A 16,746-nucleotide genomic window follows, 5' to 3' on the forward strand; every position below is an offset into this window, starting at 1 on the left:
GTGAGGACCGCCGTGAGTGGTGAACCCCCCAGTCGCACGCCGCGCGGCAGCGCCGCACGCCGCCCGCGGCCCGCGGCGGCGCTCGCGCGTGCGTCCTCAACTCCCCGAGCCCGCGACCGTAAGGACCGACCATGGCCGAGCGCCGTAGCCGTAGCCGTACGCCCCTGTCCGCGATGAACGCCCGCCGCAACGCGCGCAGGGACACCCCAGAAGCCACCCCGAACACCACGCCCGCCACCGACGCCACCCCGCAGGGCCCCGCGCGCCGCCACTCCTGGCTCCGCCCGACCGCCCGCCCCACGCCCGACGCGCCACGCCCGTCACGGGGCGACACGGGGGATGCCGAGCCCACCGAGACGCGCAGCCTCATCGACGCCGCGGTCTACCGCGACGGCGTGCGGGTCGCCTCGCCGGGCAGTCTCGCCGACACCTTCCACGAACTGCGCGAGCGGCAGGACGGCATGGCGTGGATCGGCCTCTACCGGCCGAGCGAGGAGGAACTCGTCTCCCTCGCCGCGGAGTTCGACCTGCACAAGCTGGCGATCGAGGACGCCCTCGAAGCCCACCAGCGCCCCAAGCTGGAGCGGTACGGCGAGACGCTGTTCGTCGTCCTGCGCGCGGCCCGCTACCTGGACGCGCCGGAGGAGGTCGAGTTCGGCGAACTGCACCTGTTCGTCGGCCCGGACTTCGTCATCACCGTCCGCCACGGCGCCGCCCCCGACCTGCCCGCGGTACGCGCCCGCATGGAGGCCGCCCCCGACCTGCTGGCCCTCGGCCCCGAGGCCGTGCTGTACGCGATCCTGGACGCCGTGGTGGACGGCTACGCGCCGGTGGTGGAGGGCGTGCAGATCGACCTGGACGAGATCGAGACCGAGGTTTTCCGCGGCGACCCCGCGGTCTCCCGTCGCATCTACGAACTCTCCCGCGAGATGGTGGAGTTCCAGCGGGCGGCCAGCCCGCTGGTGGGCATGTTGCAGGCACTGATGGCCGGCTTCGACAAGTACCGCACGGACGAGGAACTCCAGCGCTACCTGCGGGATGTCGCCGACCACGTCACGCACACCAGCGAACGCGTGGACGGCTTCCGCTCGGCCCTCACCGACATCCTGGCCGTCAACGCGACGCTCGTCACCCAGCAACAGAACGCGGAGATGCGCGCCCTGGCCGAGGCGGGCTTCGAGCAGAACGAGGAGATCAAGAAGATCTCCTCCTGGGCGGCGATTCTGTTCGCACCCACGCTGGTGGGAACCATCTACGGTATGAACTTCGACCACATGCCGGAGCTGCACTGGGTGGGCGGGTATCCGTTCGCGGTGGTGCTGATGGGTGTGGTGTGTGTGAGCTTGTACTTCGTGTTCAAGCGGCGGGACTGGTTGTAGGGGCCTGGTCAGCCGGAGAGGCATCGGCTCAGGGCGGGTTGCCGCTTCGCAGGCTGTGCACGACGTACGTCATGTGCTGCACGTTGCCGACCCACAGCCAGGTGCTGGCGTTTCCGGTCCCGCCGCTGCCCTGCGCGCAGTCGCGAATCCACGCCTCGGCCGTGCTGGTGCCCGTCGCCCGGAAGCCGGGGGTTGCGAGTAACCGTCGGGCCATGGCCCGGTTGTGCGCCGTGCGTTCGTCGCCGCGCGTGAACATCTTGGCGAGGAGGTAGGAGCGGTCGGTGGTGTAGCGCAGCGTTCCCCAGGGCGGCCCGCCTTTGCCGGGTTGTGGGTCGCGGGAGAGGGCGGAGGCAGGTTGGACGCCGTAGTCGCCGTAGGCCAGCGTGTCGAGGTAGGAACGACCGCTGTCGAGGGTCTCGCCCCACAGGGCCCAGTCCGTGCGCGGTTCGTCGCACATGCCCTCGCTCATCAGGTCGGCGGCGGGCTGCGGCGCACCGCCGGCGATCAGCGCGAGGGTGCGCCAGGGGGCGAGGGGCAGCAGGGCGTCCAGCGCTCGGAGGGCCTCCTTGCCCGCGTCGGGCCGGTCAGGAAGGACGGTGACGAGGTCCAGGAGGAGGTCCACTCGTACGGCGGGGTCGGCCTGAGCCAGCAGGTCGCGCACGTGCCCCAGCGTCTCGGCGTCCCACTCCTGGGGGAGCGTGACCCGGATGCCGAGCCCGTCGCCGGAACGCCGTGCCGCCTCCCAGGCCCATCTCTGCTGGGGCCCGGGGCGCGAGGGGCCGGTCACGGGGCGCAGCGGAGCCACGGCCGCTACGCGTCGCAGGAGGGGGGCGAGCACGGGGAACTGGGTTTCGTCGACGAACGGGGCGTCCAGCCAGGCCGGTTGGTAGCGCTGGGCCCGGGCCACCGCGTCCAGGTCGGCCCGGAACGCCTTGCCCAGCTCGGTGGGGGGCAGGCCGGTGCGTTGGGGGACGGTCCACAGGGGTGTCACGCCGCGCTGGATGGCGGGGAGCAGCCGGCGGTAGGCGGTGCTGGCGTGCGGTCGGGTCGGGAGTACGGGGACGTAGAGCGGTTCCAGCATGACGGCCACCCCTCCGCGCCGCGTCGTCATCACCCTGGTGGCCAGGGTGAGCGTTGGCCTCGCACCGGGGAAGAGGGCCTTTCAGCCGCAATGGCCGCAATGGTCTAGGGGCTGTCATGGCAGCAACGGGCGCGATGCGGCGCCGCGCGCTGCCGGGATCGTGGGGGCCGTGGCGGACGGACGCGAGCCCCGCAGGTGTGAAAACCTCCCGGTGCGTCTACTCGTAGAGGCATGGACGACAAGAATCCCGATCCGGACCCGCGGACGACGCCGGGTCTCGAACCCGGTGGGTCGGTGCCCCCCGGGGAGACGCCGCCCGCCGAGGGCAGCACGCCTGACGCCGGGCCCGAGGAGACGCACAATCCGACGACCGGATGGGCGAAGGCCCCGGTATTTCTGATCGGGCTGCTGGTGGTGGTCGCGGTGGTGTACTTCGTCGCCCGCATCTGGCTGCAGTGACACCGCCGCGCGGGCCCCGCGACCGCCCGTGCCACGCCCGGCCCACGGGCGGTCGACGCCTGATCCGGGCCCGTGCCGGGGCACGGGCCCGGCCCGCGCCCGGCGCCCCGCGTCGGCCCCGAACCGAGTTCGTCGATCCCCGAGGACCGCGCATGAGCGAGCACCGGATCACCGTCGTGGTGATCACCCACAACCGTCGCGCCGAACTCCTGCACACCATGGAGCGGCTCGCCGCGCTGCCGGAGCGGCCACCGGTGATCGTGGTCGACAACGCCTCGACGGACGGCACGGCCGCCGCGGTACGGGCCCACCGGCCGCCGGTGCGGCTGGTCGAGCCCGGTCGGAACCTGGGGGCGGTCGGCCGGAACCTGGCCGCGCGTCTGGTCGACACGGACTACATCGCCTTCTGCGACGACGACTCGTGGTGGGAGCCGGGCTCCCTGACCGCCGCGGCCGACCTGCTCGACGCCCACCCACGGCTGGCCTCCGTCACCGCGCGCATCCTCGTCCACCCGCCGCTGACCGACGGGGGCGAGCCGGCGGGGGAACCGTTCGAGGACCCCATCGTCGCCGAGCTGCGCGACTCGCCGCTGGAGGGTCCGGACTGGCTGCCCGGCCCGGCGTTGGGGTCATTCCTGGCCGCCGCCACCGTCCTGCGCGCCGACGCCTTCCGCGCGGCGGGCGGCTTCTCGCCGCGGCTGTGGCTCGGCGGCGAGGAGGAGTTGCTCGCCGCCGACCTCGCCGCCCGTGGCTGGTGGCTCGCCTACGCGCCGGAGCTGACGATCCACCACCGGCCGTCCGCGAGCCGCGACGCGCGGCTGCGCCGCCGCCACGGGATCAGGAACACCCTGTGGTTCGCCTGGCTGCGCCGCTCGGCACCGGCCGCGCTGCGCCGTACCGCCCGCCTCGCGGCGACGGTGCCGCGCGACGCGACCTCCGTGCGCGCCGTGGGCGAGGCGCTGGCCGGGCTGCCCTGGGTGGTCCGCGAGCGCCGGCCGCTGCCGCCGGCGGTGGAGCGTCGCCTGGCCCTCCTGGAGGCGCCGCAGAACGCCTCGTCGGCCCGCCGCTACGTCGGCTGACCGGCGGGTCCCCGCAGCGCACCGACGACGGCCGGTGCCGGCCCCAAGGAGTTGATCCGTGCCCCGAACCCTGCTGACCGGCTGGTTCAGCTTTCTGCACGGCGAGGTGACCGCGGGTGACCTGCTCGTCGCCGACGTGGTGCGCGACGCGCTGCGCGGGGCGTCCATCCCGTACGACACCGCCTGGTCCCCCACCTTCCGGCCGGCGGGGCTGCACCTGGAGAACGTGGACCCGGCCGCGTACACGCACCTGGTCTTCGCGTGCGGGCCGCTGCACTCGCGGCGGCCCGCCGCCGACGGCGTCCCGGCGCCGCTGCTCGAACTGCACCGTCGCTTCGCCGGCTGCCGGCGCATCGCCGTCGGTGTCTCCGTGGTGGACCCGGCCGACCCGGCGGTCACCGGGTTCGACGTGGTGCTGGCGCGCGACGAGGCGGCGGCGACGGGCGCGCCGGACCTGAGCCGGCACGCACCGCCGCCGCGGGCGGTGCCGGTGGTCGGCGTGGTGGTGACCGAGGGCCAGCACGAGTACGGCGCGCGCCGGCGCCACGGCGAGGTGGCGCGGGCCATCGAGGCGTGGGCCGGCGGGCTCGACGCCGCCCGGTTGCCGCTCGACACCCGCCTTGACGCCCAGGACTGGCGGCTGCCGGCCAGCCCGGACCAGGTGCACGCGGTCTTCACCCGGCTGGACGCAGTGGTGACCACCAGGCTGCACGGGCTGGTGCTGGGGCTGCGGGCCGGGACGCCGGTGTTGGCCGTCGATCCGGTGGCGGGCGGCGCGAAGGTCAGCGCCCAGGCCGCCGCGCTCGGCTGGCCGATGGTGCTGCCGGCCGAGCGGGCGACGGCGGCCGAACTCGACGAGGCGCTGGACTGGTGCCTGAGCCCGGCCGGGCGCGCCCGGGCCCGCGAGCTTGCCGACTCCGCCGGCGCGCCCACGGGCCCGGGCCTCCTCGCCGACCTGCTGCGCCACCTCGCTCCCGGTACGGGGTGACGGGTGGCCGGGCGCGGCGGGCGGGCGCGGGCGGGTCTCCCGCCCGTGACGGCGCGGGCCCGCCACGGCGCGGGCCCGGCGTCGCTACGCGGGTCCGGGGCCCGCGCGGTCCGCGCTCAGGCGGCCTGGCCCAGGGCGGCCTGGGTGCTGACGGACGGGCGCGGTGCCAGCCGGCCGACCTCCCAGGTCGTCAGCAGGCGGGAGCGGAGCAGGGTGCCCGCGCCCACGGCGCCGGCGACGAGCAGTCCCCCGACGATCAGGGCGCCCCGGGCCCCGGCGAACTCCATCAGCAGGCCGAGCAGCGGCGGGCCGACCAGGCCCCAGCCGGTGCTGGCGCTGCGCCACACGCCGAGTACCCGGCCCCGCATGTGCGACGGCGGGTCGGTCTGCAGGACGGTGGTCCCCGCCGTGTCGGAGACGGACTCCACCATGGCCATCGGCAGCACCAGCAGGAGCAGCGGGAACAGCGAGGGGGAGAGCCCGGCGGCGATCTGGAGCAGCGCGCCGGCGGCCGTCAGCGTGCCGACCAGCCGTACGGAGGGGTTCTGCATGCGGCCGGCGAGCACGGCGCCGGCGATACCGCCCGCGGCCAGCGCCGTGGAGACCGTGCCGAAGTCGGCGGCGCTGCCGTGCAGCGCGCCGGTGACCAGTACCGCGAGCGTCAGCCCGTAGTTGCGGCCGAAGATCGCGCCGAGGCCGGTGATGACGGCCAGCGCCACCAGGCGCGGCCTGCGCAGGAAGAAGGCCAGCCCCTCGCGGGCGGTCATCCGCGCGGCGGCGCTCTCCCTGGCGGCCTGTTCGGCGGAGACCGCCCGGGTGGTGGCGGTGTCCGGCTCGGCGGGCTCGGGCGGCGCGAAGCGCAGGAAGGGGATGACGGCGGCGACGAAGAGGAACGACAGCCCGTTGGTGACGTAGGCCGCGGCGGTGCCGAACACCCCGATGGCCACGCCGGCCGCCGCCGTGCCGGCGAGGCGGCCGACGCTGTGCACGACCGAACCGAGGGCGATGGCGGACGGCACGTCCTCGCGCGGGACGAGGTCGTTGCCGAGCAGGGCGGTCGCCGGGCCGTCGATCGTGGCGACCAGGCCGGTGACGACCGCGAGCGCCATCAGCAGCCCCAGGTCGAGCTGGTCGAAGGCGACCAGTGCGGCGGTGGTGAAGGCCACGGCGCCCAGCACGGCCTGGCTGACGGCGGCGGTCAGTTTCCGGGGCCAGCGGTCGACGGCCGTGCCACCGAACACGCCGAGCAGCAGGCCGGGCCCGGCCTGCGCGGAGAGCGAGAGGCCGGTCGCCGCGGCGGAGCCGGTGACCTGGAGCACGAGCAGGTTCTGCACGGTGAGCTGCATCCAGGTGCCCGCGTTGGACACCAGGTTCGCCACCGACCACCAGCGCATGCTCGGGTAGCGCAGGCAGCGCCAGGGCGAGCGCTCACGCGTGGCGCCCTGGTCGGCGCGGCCCGGCGCGCCCCGGCGCCCGAGGCGGGCACGGGCCCGCTCCGTGCGGGAGGGGGTGTCCGCGAGGGCGGGCGTGGCGTCGGGGTCGGCCACGGCGTGGGCCGTCTCGCGGAGGTCGTCAAGGCGCGCGTCGGGCGCCGGGGCGGGCGCGGGCACGCGGGCGAGGGCGGAGACAGAAAGGGGCACGTCGGCACGTTTCGTGAAGAGCCCAGCAGGCTCGGAGAACGGACTCGGGTGAGGGAGGCTGGCCCGCGCCGTGCGGTCGTGGCCTCGGTCGGGCCGCCGCTGCGCGGGGGGGGCGGGATCGATCGATTCACCGCACCCAGCCAAGGCGCTACTGTCCCAGACGACGGCGGCCCGCCGCTGTGACCCGGGCCTCTCTCTCGCAGGCGAGGAGGGAAGTTCCCCTGCGTTCCCATGGATTGAACGCCTACGTGCCCTTGGTCACAAGGTCCGCCAGGGCCCTTCCAGCCACCCGTACGGGGTGCTCACGACCGGTCGTACGAGATGCTCCCGACCGGCCGTAGGGCCTTCGGCACGCGGCTCATGGCACCTGACGCGGCGCCGTGCGTACGGGCGCGTACGGGCGCGTACGGGCGGGCGTACGGACGGACGCCCTGGGGGCGGCGCGCCACCGCCTACGCACCGCCACCCCCGCGCGACGCTTCGCGACTCACCCGCTTGGCCCGCGTGAACCGTGTGGGGCGGGTACTCCGGCAGACATGAAGGCACTCGTGATCAACTGCACCCTCAAGCCGACCCCCGCCCCCTCCAACACCGAGGCGCTGGCCGCCGTGGTGGTGGCGGAGTGCGCCCGCCGGGGAGTGCCGTCCGATGTCGTACGGGCGGTCGACCTCCAACTCGCCCCCGGCGTCGAGCGGGACATGGGCGGCGACGACCAGTGGCCGACCGTGCACGAGCAGATCCTCGCGTCGGAGATCCTCATCATCGCCTCGCCCACCTGGCTCGGGCGGCCCTCGTCGGTGGCACAGCGGGTCCTGGAGCGGATGGACTCGATGCTCAGCGAGACCGACGACGCCGGCCGGCCGGTGGCGTTCAACCGGGTCGCGGGCGTCGTGGTGACGGGCAACGAGGACGGCGCGCACCACGTGATCAGTGAGATCAGCGGGGCGCTGGTGGACATCGGGTTCACGGTGCCCGGCCAGTCGTGGACGTACTGGCACCTGGGGCCCGGGCCCGGGCCCGACTTCCTGGACGACGAGCGCGGGCACGACTGGGCGCGGTCGACCGGCAAGGCCATGGCCGCGAACCTGATCGGAGTAGCGGAGGCGCTCAGCGTCCGGCCGCTCGGCCCGCCGCCTTCCTGAGCGCCGGCCGACCGCCGCCCCGGCTCCGCGCGCCGCCGGCACGGCCCGCCGCGCGCCGTTCGGTCGGGGCGGAACGCTCCGGCAGTGTCGCGGGACACAGGCACTCGTGTCAGTCTGAAAGCTGTTTAGGCCCATTTGTTGGGATATTTCGTCTCGACGAAGACACCGGCAGCACGCACGAGCACCCTGCCCGGGCCGGCCGTCACCCCCGCGACCGGCCGACCCGACCGGCACCGAAGGAGGGCACATGAACACCTCTGCCGCACCCCGCTGGCGCCACGCCGTCGTCACCGGAGGCGCCGGCTTCGTCGGCTCTCACCTGTGCGCCGCGCTCCTCGACCAGGGGACGGACGTCACCTGCATCGACGACCTCAGCACCGGGGCGCAGCAGAACATAGCGCCCTTCCTCGGCAGCCAGCGGTTCACCTTCCAACGCGCCAACGCCTGCCGGCCGTTGGAGGTCGACCGCCCGGTGGACCTCGTCCTGCACTTCGCCTCCCCCGCCTCCCCCGCGGACTACCTGCGGCTGCCCGTGCACACGCTGGAGACCGGCAGCCTGGGCACGCGCAACGCGCTCGCCCTGGCCCGCGCCCACCAGGCGCGCTTCGTGCTGGCCTCCACCTCGGAGGTCTACGGGGACCCGCAGCGCCACCCGCAGAGCGAGGACTACTGGGGCAACGTCAACCCGGTGGGCCCGCGCAGCGTGTACGACGAGGCCAAGCGCTTCGGCGAGGCGCTGACCACCGCGGAGGCGGGGGCGAACGGCGTCGACACCGGCATCGTGCGGCTGTTCAACACCTACGGACCGCGCATGCGCGGGTACGACGGCCGCGCCGTGCCCACCTTCATCCGGCAGGCGCTGGCCGGCGAGCCGCTCACGGTCACCGGGGACGGTCGGCAGACGCGTTCGCTGTGCTACGTGGACGACACCGTGCGCGGCATCCTCGCCGCCGCCGCGTCCGACCTGCGCGGCCCGGTCAACCTCGGCAACCCGGTCGAGATCACCATGCTCGAACTCGCCCACCTCGTCGTGGAGTTGACCGATTCCCGGTCCACCGTCCGGTTCATCGAACGGCCCACCGACGACCCGGCGGTGCGCTGCCCGGACATCACGTTGGCCCGCGGCAAGCTCCAGTGGGAGCCGCGCGTCACCGCGCACGAGGGCCTGCGCCGCACCATCGGCTGGTTCCGTCAGCGACTCGCCGCCTGACCCGGCCGCCGGCCGCCGGCCCGGCCGTTGCCCCCCGCCGACCCGACGACACCGTCGCATTCGCCGAAAGGCCCCCGGTCCTATGCGCGTTCTGGGAATCAACGCCCTCTTCCACGACCCCGCAGCAGCCCTCGTCATCGACGGTCACACCGTCGCCGCGGCCGAGGAGGAACGCTTCTCGCGCCGCAAGCACGGCAAGCGCCCCGTGCCGTTCGCGGCCTGGGAGATGCCCGAGCACGCCGCGCGGTGGTGCCTGGCCCAGGCCGGGCTGCGGCCCGAGGACCTGGACGCGGTCGCGTACTCCTTCGACCCCACCCTGGCCCGCCCCGCCGACACCATGGGCCTCGACGACCCGTGGGACCACCTGCGGCTCGCCTACGCGCGGGAGGCGCCCGGCTTCCTGCACACCGTGCTGCCCGGGCTCGACCCGGACATCGTGCGCTTCGTCCCGCACCACATGGCGCACGCCGCCTCCAGCGCCTTCGGCGCCCCGGGCGCGGACTCCTCCTCCGTGCTCGTGCTCGACGGCCGTGGCGAGCGCACCTCGCACCTGGCGGCCCGCCGCGTCGGCGCGCGCCTGGAGCCGCTGCACGGGCAGGAGTTGCCGCACTCGCTGGGCCTGGTCTACGAGGAGCTGACCGAGCACCTGGGGTTCCTGCGCTCGTCGGACGAGTTCAAGGTGATGGCGCTCGCCTCGCACGGCCGCCCGCGCGTGCTCGGCGAGCTGCGCCGGTACGTGCACGCCACCGGGGACGGCGGGTTCCGCGCGGCGGGCGTGCCCTGGCACGAGCTGTGCCCGCCGCGCCGGCCGGACGAGGCGTGGACCCAGGACCACGCCGACGTGGCCGCCAGCGCCCAGGCGTGCCTGGAGGAGACGCTGCTCGACCTCGCGCGCTGGCTGCACGGGCACACCCACGACGAGGTGTTGACGCTGGCCGGCGGCGTGGCCCTGAACTGCGTCGCCAACTCCCGGATCGCCCGCGAGGGCCCGTTCGGCGCGGTGTGGGTGCAGCCGGCCGCCGGCGACGCGGGCACCGCGCTGGGCGGCGCGCTGCTGCTCAGCGCCGAACGGGGCGCCGCGCCGGACCCGATGCCCGGCGCGGCGCTGGGCCGCGGCTGGTCGGACGCCGAACTGGAGGCCCGGCTCAAGACGGCGGCCGTGCCCTACGAACGCCCCGACGACGTCGCCGACACGGTCGCCGAGGCGTTGGCCGACAACGCCATCGTGGCCTGGTTCCAGGGGCGTTCCGAGTACGGGCCGCGGGCGCTCGGGCACCGCTCGCTGCTGGCCCACCCCGGGCACGCCGGGAACCTGGAGCGGCTCAACGACGTGAAGGGGCGCGAGCAGTTCAGGCCCGTGGCGCCGATGGTGCTCGCCGAGCGGGCGCCCGACCTCTTCGACGGGCCGTTGCCCAGCCCGTACATGCTCTTCGTGCACGACGTGGCGCCGGAGTGGCGCGAGCGGATCCCGGCCGTGGTGCACGTGGACGGCACCGCGCGCATCCAGACCGTCGACGCGACCACCGAGCCGCTGGTGGCCCGGATGCTGGCCGCCTTCGAGCGGCGCACGGGCCTGCCCGTGGTCGTCAACACCAGCCTCAACACGGCCGGCCGGCCCATGGTCGACGACCCGCGCGACGCGTTGGAGTGCTTCGGCTCCGCGCCCGTCGACCTGCTGGCCATCGGGCCGTTCGTGGTGCGCCGCGCGGACTTCTTCGCCGCGCGCCGCGACGAGGCGGCGGCCTCGGCCGGGCAGAGCTCGTACCGCCAGGGCTCCTACGAGCCGACCGCGGGCGCCGACGACGCCGCGGCGCTGGCCGACGACGCCGCGCCGCCCGACTGGGCCGCCCACGGGCCCGCCCGCTATCCCACCCCCGACCACCAGGGAGGCAGCCGATGAGCGGCGCCGACGCGACGCCGCCGTACGCGGTCGTCATCCCGACGCTGGGCCGGCCCAGCCTGACGGCCTGCCTGCGGGCGCTGGCCGACGCGGGCGAACCCGGGCCGAGCCGGATCGTGCTGGTCGACGACCGGCCGCCGGAGCGGTGCACGGCGCTGCCGGTCGCGGTGCCCGACGTGCTGCGCGACCGGGTCGAGATCGCGTTCGGCTGCGCGGGCGGGCCCGCCGCGGCGCGCAACATCGGCTGGCGCGCCGCCCGCGAGCCGTGGGTGGTCTTCCTCGACGACGACGTCATCCCCTCCCCCGGCTGGGCCACCGCGCTCGCCGCCGACCTGGCCGCCGCGACGCCCGACACGGCCGCCGTCACCGCCCGGATCGCCGTGCCGCTGCCCGCCGACCGCCGGCCGACGGACTGGGAACGCGGCACCGCGGGCCTGGCCACGGCGCGCTGGATCACCGCCGACATGGCCTGCCGCACCGCCGCGCTGAAGGCCGTGGACGGCTTCGACGAGCGGTTCCGGCGCGCCTTCCGCGAGGACGCCGACCTGGCGCTGCGGATGGTCTCGGCCGGCTGGCAGATCGCGACCGGCCGCCGGACGACCACCCATCCGGTGCGGCCCGCCGACCGCCTGGTGTCGCTGCGCGCGCAGGCCGGCAACGCCGACGACGTGCTCATGACGCGGCTGCACGGCCGCTCCTGGTGGCGGCGGGCCGACGCGCCGCGCGGCAGGCGCCCCGCGCACCTGGCGGTGACCGGCGCCGCGCTGGCCTCGGCGGCCTGCGCGCTGGCCGGCCGCCGTCGGGCCGCCGCCGGGTGGGGCGCGCTGTGGGGCCTTGGCACCGCCGAGTTCGCCTGGGCCCGCATCGCGCCCGGGCCGCGCACCGGGGACGAGGTCGCCACGATGGCGCTGACCAGCCTGCTGATCCCGCCGCTGGCCAGCTACCACTGGCTGCGCGGCCTCGTGCGCCACCGCGCGGCGCGCCCGCTGCCGCCCGGACGCCCGCCCACCGTCGAGCGCCAGCCGGCCCGGCCGCGCGCCGAGCGGGTGTAGCCGATGGGCATCCACACCAGCGACTCCCACCGGCCGCTCGTCCCCTCTCCCGCCTCCGACGGCGCCCCCGAGGGTGCCCTCGACGGGCCGTGGGTCACCCCGCGCGGCGGCTTGCCGCCCACCCGCGTACCGCGCGGCGCGGACGACGGCGGGCTCCCGCAGGCGGTGCTCTTCGACCGGGACGGAACGCTGGTCGTCGACGTGCCGTACAACGGCGACCCGGAGCGGGTGCGCCCGCTACCGACGGCCGGGGCCGCGGTGGAGGCCGTGCGCGCGCTGGGCATCCCGGTGGGGGTGGTCAGCAACCAGTCGGGCATCGCGCGGGGGCTGCTGACGCGCGAGCGGGTGAGCGCCGTGCACCGGCGGGTGGAGCGGCTGCTCGGCCCGTTCGACGTGTGGGCGGTGTGCCCGCACGGGCCCGACGACGGCTGCGGCTGCCGCAAACCCGCCCCCGGCCTGGTGTTCGCCGCCTGCGAGCGGCTGGGCGCCGACCCCGCCCGCTGCGCGGTCATCGGCGACATCGGCGCCGACATGGCGGCGGCCCGCGCGGCGGGCGCACGCGGGGTGCTGGTGCCCACCCCGGTCACCCTGCCCGCCGAGACGGCGGCGGCCGACGAGCGGGCGAGCGACCTGTTGGCGGCCGTGCGGCTGCTGACCGCCCCGGCGCGACCGGCGGGAGGCGCCGCATGAGCGATCTGCCCCGCACCCTCGTCGTCCGCCTGGACAGCGCCGGCGACGTGCTGTTGGCCGGGCCCGCCGTGCGGGCCGCCGCGGCCGGCTCCTCGTACACCGCGCTGCTGTGCGGTCCGCTCGGCGAGCGGGCCGCGCGCCTGCTTCCCGGCGTGGACGAGGTGCTGGTGCACGAGGCGCCGTGGGTGGGCCTCGACCCCGCGCCGGTGTCCGCGCGGCAGACCGCCGCACTGGTGGACGCGGTGGCCGCGGGCCGCTTCGACCGGGCGCTGATCCTCGTCTCGTTCCACCAGAGCCCGCTGCCGGCCGCGCTGTTGCTCAAGCTGGCCGGGGTGGACTGGATCGCGGCGGACAGCGTGGACTACCCCGGCTCGCTGCTCGACCTGCGCCACCAGCGGGCGCCGCACCGGCACGAGGCCGAGGCCGGGCTCGACCTCGCCCGGGCGGCGGGGTTCGCGCTGCCGCCCGGCGACGACGGCCGGCTGCGCGTGCTGACGCCGCCACCGACGACGGAGCTGACCGGCACCGAGCCGTACGTCGTCTTCCACCCCGGCGCCGCCGTGCCCGCCCGCGCGCTCTCCCCCGAGCGGGCGGCCCGGGTCGCCGCCGCGCTGGCCGCCGCCGGGCACCGCCTGGTGGTCACCGGCGGCCCCGGTGAGCGGGCGCTGACCGCCCGGGTCGCCGGAGATCACGCGCTGGACCTCGGCGGCGCGACGGACCTGCGCCAACTGGGCGGCGTGCTGGCCGGGGCGGGGGCCGCCGTCGTCGGCAACACCGGGCCCGCGCACCTGGCCGCCGCCGTCGGCACGCCCGTCGGCTGTCTGTTCGCGCCGGTGGTGCCGGCCCGGCTGTGGCGGCCGTACGGGGTGCCGCACGTGCTGCTGGGGCAGCAGGACGCGCCGTGCGCCGACACCCGGGCACGCCGCTGCCCGGTGCCCGGCCACCCGTGCCTGAACGGGGTGCCCGACGCCGCCGTGGTCTCCGCCGTCGACGCGCTGGTCAGCGGCGGGGCGCCCGGGGACCGACGCGCCACCGAACCCGACCGAGGGGCGACCGTATGAACATCCTGCTGTGGCACGTGCACGGCTCGTGGACCACCGCCTTCGTGCAGGGCCCGCACACGTACCTGGTCCCCGTGACCGAGGACCGCGGGCCCGACGGGCTGGGGCGGGCGCGCACCTTCCGCTGGCCGGAGTCGGTGCGCGAGCGCACGCCGGCGCAACTGCGGGACGACCCCGTCGACCTGGTGGTCCTCCAGCGTCCGCACGAGGCGGCGCTGGCCGAGCGGTGGCTCGGCGGGCGCCGGCCCGGCCGCGACGTCCCGGCCGTCTACCTGGAGCACAACGCGCCGCACGGCACCGTGCCGGACACCCGGCACCCGTGCGCCGACCGGGACGACCTGACGCTGGTGCACGTCACCCACTTCAACCGGCTGTTCTGGGACAACGGGGCGACGCCGACCACCGTCATCGAGCACGGGATCGTCGACCCCGGCCACCGCTACAGCGGCCACGTCGAACGGGCCGCCGTCGTCGTCAACGAGCCCGTCCGACGCGGTCGTACCACCGGCACCGACCTGCTCCCCGCCCTGTCCCGGGCCGCCCCGCTGAGCGTGTTCGGGATGGGCACCGAGGGGCTCGCCGACCACCTCGGGCTGCCCGCCGACCGCTGCCGGGCGGTCGACCTCCCGCAGGAGGCGTTGCACGACGCGATGGCCGCCTGCCGCCTGTACCTGCACCCGGTGCGCTGGACCTCGCTCGGCCTGTCCCTCCTGGAGGCCATGCACCTGGGCATGCCGGTGGTGGCGCTGGCCACCACCGAGGCGGTGCGGGCGGTGCCGCCGGGCGCCGGGACGCTGTCCACCCGGCCCGAGGAACTGGCCGAAGCGGCCCGCGGCTACCTCGCCGACCCGGCCGCCGCGGCCGAGGACGGCGCGCGCGCCCGACAGGCGGCGCTCGCCCGGTACGGACTCAAGCGCTTCCTCTACGACTGGGAGCAACTGATAGCGGAGGTGGTGGCCCGATGAACGCCGTCGAGCAAGCCCGTGGACTGTCCATCGCACTCGTCTCCGAGCACGCGAGCCCGCTCGCGGTCCTGGGCGGCGTGGACGCGGGCGGGCAGAACGTCCACGTCGCCCAGTTGGCCGGGGCGCTCGCCCACCGGGGCCACCGGGTGACCGTCTACACCCGCAAGGACGCGGCCGACCTGCCTAGCCGGGTGCTCCTGCGGCCCGGCGTGGAGGTACGGCACGTGCCGGCCGGGCCAGACCGGCAGCTCCCGAAGGACGAACTCCTGCCGTACATGGACGAGTTCGGCCGCTTCCTGGCCCGCGACTGGCAGCGGCGGCCCCCGGACGTGGCGCACTCCCACTTCTGGATGTCGGGCCTCGCCGCCCTGGCCGCCTGTCGCGAGCTGGACCTGCCGCTGGCCCACACGTACCACGCGCTGGGCACCGTCAAGCGCCGCCACCAGCGCGAGTGCGACACCAGCCCGGCCGAGCGCGTCGCCTGCGAGACGGAGCTGGGCGAGGGGTGCGACCGGGTCATCGCCACCTGTCGGGACGAGGTCGCCGAACTGGTGGCGATGGGTGTTCCCGCGCACCGGGTGACGGTGGTGCCCTGCGGCGTCGACCCGGACCGCTTCACCCCGTGGGGCCCGGTCGCCGAACGCGGCGGCCACCGGCACCTGCTGGTCCAGATCGGCCGCCTGGTGCCGCGCAAGGGCGCCGCCGTCTCCATCGCGGCCCTGGCGCACGTGCCCGACGCCGAGTTGGTCATCGCCGGCGGGCCGCCGCCCGAGCGGGTGGACCAGGAACCGGAGGTGCGCCGGCTGCGGGCGCTGGCCCGCGCGGCCGGCGTCGCCGACCGGGTGCGCTTCGTCGGGGGCCTGCCGCGCGCGGAGGTGCCGGCGCTGCTGCGGGCGGCCGACGTGGTGCTGTGCCCGGCCTCGTACGAGCCGTTCGGCATCGTGCCGTTGGAGGCGATGGGGTGCGGCACGCCGGTGGTCGCCAGCGCCGTCGGCGGGCAACTGGACACCGTGACCGACCCGAGCACCGGCCGCCTGGTGCCACCGGGCGACCCGGTCGCGCTGGGACAGGCCGTCGCCGAGTTGCTGCGCAGCCCGTCCCTGCGGGCCGCCTGCGGGGCGGCCGGGCGGCGGCGCGTGCTGACCCGGTACGGCTGGGGCCAGGTGGCCTCGGCCACCGAGGCCGTCTACCGACAGACCCTGGCCCGCCGGCCGGCCGTGCCCAAGGTCGCCTGACCGCCCGCCGGATCGCGTGTCCGGCGCCCGAACGAGACCGAAGGGAGGCGCGGGCCCGCCGCGCGCACCGCGCGCGCTCGCCCGACCCCACCATGAGCGATGTCAGCGACGTCAGCGACGTTCACGAGAGCGCGCACGCCCACTGCCAGTCCCTCCAGGAGGCGCTGCTCCGCTTCCGCCGCCGCGGCCTGCGCGACGTCGCCGACTGGGGCGGCCAACTCGCCGCGCTGCTGCCCGTCGGCGGCCGGCTGCTGGCGGCCGGCAACGGCGGCAGCGCCGCCCAGGCCCAGCACCTGACCGCCGAACTGGTGGGCCGCTACCGCCAGGAGCGCCCCGCCTACTCCGCCATCGCGCTGCACGCCGACACCTCCAGCGTGACCGCCATCGGCAACGACTACGGCTTCGACCAGGTCTTCGCCCGCCAGGTGGCCGCGCACGGCCGGCCGGGCGACGTGTTGCTGCTGCTGTCCACGTCGGGGCGCAGCCAGAACCTGTTGACCGCCGCCGAGACCGGCCGGGCCGCCGGGCTGCGGGTGTGGGCGCTGACCGGGCCCACCCCCAACCCGCTGGCCCGGGCCGCACACGAGGTGGTGGCCGTCCAGGCGGAGAGCACGGCCACCGTCCAGGAGGCCCACCTGGTGGCGGTGCACCTGCTGTGCGAGAGCTTCGACGCCGCCCGGGCCCGGCACCGTACGCCCGGCGCGGCGGGCTCCGCCCTGGAGGCGGCCGGGGCCCGCCGGGAGCGCCCGCTGTGACCGCGCCTGGCGCGGGCCGGCTGGCGGGCGGCCCGCGCGGACATCGCCCCACCGCCGGCCGTGGCGGCCCGGGCCGCCGGTCGGCCGGCTCCCGCACCGTGCGAAGGAGG

At 76.2% G+C, this 16,746-nt stretch carries 15 protein-coding genes; 13 read left to right on the forward strand and 2 right to left on the reverse strand.

What is annotated here, in order from left to right:
- Positions 1–131 precede the first annotated feature (131 nt).
- Complete coding sequence (locus tag H7H31_RS05910; RefSeq protein WP_232109709.1) at positions 132–1,379, forward strand: magnesium and cobalt transport protein CorA; 1,248 nt, start codon at positions 132–134, stop codon at positions 1,377–1,379.
- A 28-nt stretch (positions 1,380–1,407) separates the two neighbouring features.
- Here H7H31_RS05910 and H7H31_RS05915 read toward each other — a convergent pair whose 3' ends face one another.
- On the reverse strand, positions 1,408–2,460 hold the full coding sequence (locus tag H7H31_RS05915; protein WP_187064079.1) for a beta family protein: 1,053 nt from the start codon (positions 2,458–2,460) through the stop codon (positions 1,408–1,410).
- 231 nt (positions 2,461–2,691) lie between these two features.
- Here H7H31_RS05915 and H7H31_RS05920 point away from each other — a divergent pair, with 231 nt between their 5' ends.
- The 3 genes from H7H31_RS05920 to H7H31_RS05930 all read left to right on the forward strand — a co-directional run bounded on the left by H7H31_RS05920 (position 2,692) and on the right by H7H31_RS05930 (position 4,986).
- Entirely contained in the window at positions 2,692–2,919 is a 228-nt protein-coding gene (locus H7H31_RS05920; RefSeq protein ID WP_187064080.1) for a DUF6480 family protein, read from the forward strand.
- Between the two features lie 152 nt (positions 2,920–3,071).
- The gene (locus H7H31_RS05925; RefSeq protein WP_187064081.1) at positions 3,072–3,998 is read left to right on the forward strand and encodes a glycosyltransferase family 2 protein; all 927 of its coding nucleotides are present in this window, start codon (positions 3,072–3,074) and stop codon (positions 3,996–3,998) included.
- Between the two features lie 58 nt (positions 3,999–4,056).
- A complete protein-coding gene (locus tag H7H31_RS05930; protein WP_187064082.1) occupies positions 4,057–4,986 on the forward strand; it encodes a polysaccharide pyruvyl transferase family protein in 930 nt (309 codons plus the stop codon).
- Positions 4,987–5,102: 116 nt separating this feature from the next.
- On the opposite strand, the gene H7H31_RS05935 is transcribed toward H7H31_RS05930, so the two are convergent.
- Positions 5,103–6,380, reverse strand: a complete 1,278-nt coding sequence (locus tag H7H31_RS05935; protein WP_232110246.1) for an MFS transporter — start codon at positions 6,378–6,380, stop codon at positions 5,103–5,105.
- A 782-nt stretch (positions 6,381–7,162) separates the two neighbouring features.
- Between H7H31_RS05935 and H7H31_RS05940 the strand changes: the two genes are divergently transcribed.
- The 9 genes from H7H31_RS05940 (at position 7,163) to H7H31_RS05980 (ending at position 16,636) form a co-directional block, all read left to right on the forward strand.
- Entirely contained in the window at positions 7,163–7,768 is a 606-nt protein-coding gene (locus H7H31_RS05940; protein ID WP_187064083.1) for a flavodoxin family protein, read from the forward strand.
- Between the two features lie 247 nt (positions 7,769–8,015).
- Positions 8,016–8,978: an NAD-dependent epimerase/dehydratase family protein gene (locus tag H7H31_RS05945; RefSeq protein WP_187064084.1), complete on the forward strand. Its 963-nt coding sequence runs from the start codon at positions 8,016–8,018 to the stop codon at positions 8,976–8,978.
- Positions 8,979–9,060: 82 nt separating this feature from the next.
- A complete protein-coding gene (locus tag H7H31_RS05950) occupies positions 9,061–10,878 on the forward strand; it encodes a carbamoyltransferase family protein (protein ID WP_187064085.1) in 1,818 nt (605 codons plus the stop codon).
- Positions 10,875–11,930 (forward strand): glycosyltransferase family 2 protein, encoded by a 1,056-nt coding sequence (locus H7H31_RS05955; protein ID WP_187064086.1) that lies wholly within the window; start codon positions 10,875–10,877, stop codon positions 11,928–11,930. Before H7H31_RS05950 ends, H7H31_RS05955 begins: the two co-directional genes overlap by 4 nt.
- 3 nt (positions 11,931–11,933) lie before the next feature.
- Entirely contained in the window at positions 11,934–12,620 is a 687-nt protein-coding gene (locus H7H31_RS05960) for a D-glycero-alpha-D-manno-heptose-1,7-bisphosphate 7-phosphatase (protein WP_187064087.1), read from the forward strand.
- On the forward strand, positions 12,617–13,681 hold the full coding sequence (locus H7H31_RS05965; protein WP_187064088.1) for a glycosyltransferase family 9 protein: 1,065 nt from the start codon (positions 12,617–12,619) through the stop codon (positions 13,679–13,681). Before H7H31_RS05960 ends, H7H31_RS05965 begins: the two co-directional genes overlap by 4 nt.
- Positions 13,678–14,646: a glycosyltransferase gene (locus tag H7H31_RS05970; protein WP_187064089.1), complete on the forward strand. Its 969-nt coding sequence runs from the start codon at positions 13,678–13,680 to the stop codon at positions 14,644–14,646. Before H7H31_RS05965 ends, H7H31_RS05970 begins: the two co-directional genes overlap by 4 nt.
- Positions 14,643–15,881: a glycosyltransferase gene (locus H7H31_RS05975; protein WP_187064090.1), complete on the forward strand. Its 1,239-nt coding sequence runs from the start codon at positions 14,643–14,645 to the stop codon at positions 15,879–15,881. The genes H7H31_RS05970 and H7H31_RS05975 overlap by 4 nt, the downstream gene beginning before the upstream one ends.
- A 92-nt stretch (positions 15,882–15,973) precedes the next feature.
- Positions 15,974–16,636, forward strand: coding sequence for a D-sedoheptulose-7-phosphate isomerase (locus H7H31_RS05980; protein ID WP_187064091.1), 663 nt, complete (start codon positions 15,974–15,976; stop codon positions 16,634–16,636).
- Positions 16,637–16,746 lie beyond the last annotated feature (110 nt).

The sequence above is a fragment of the Streptomyces buecherae genome, from assembly GCF_014295035.1.
Lineage (GTDB): Bacteria > Actinomycetota > Actinomycetes > Streptomycetales > Streptomycetaceae > Streptomyces > Streptomyces youssoufiensis.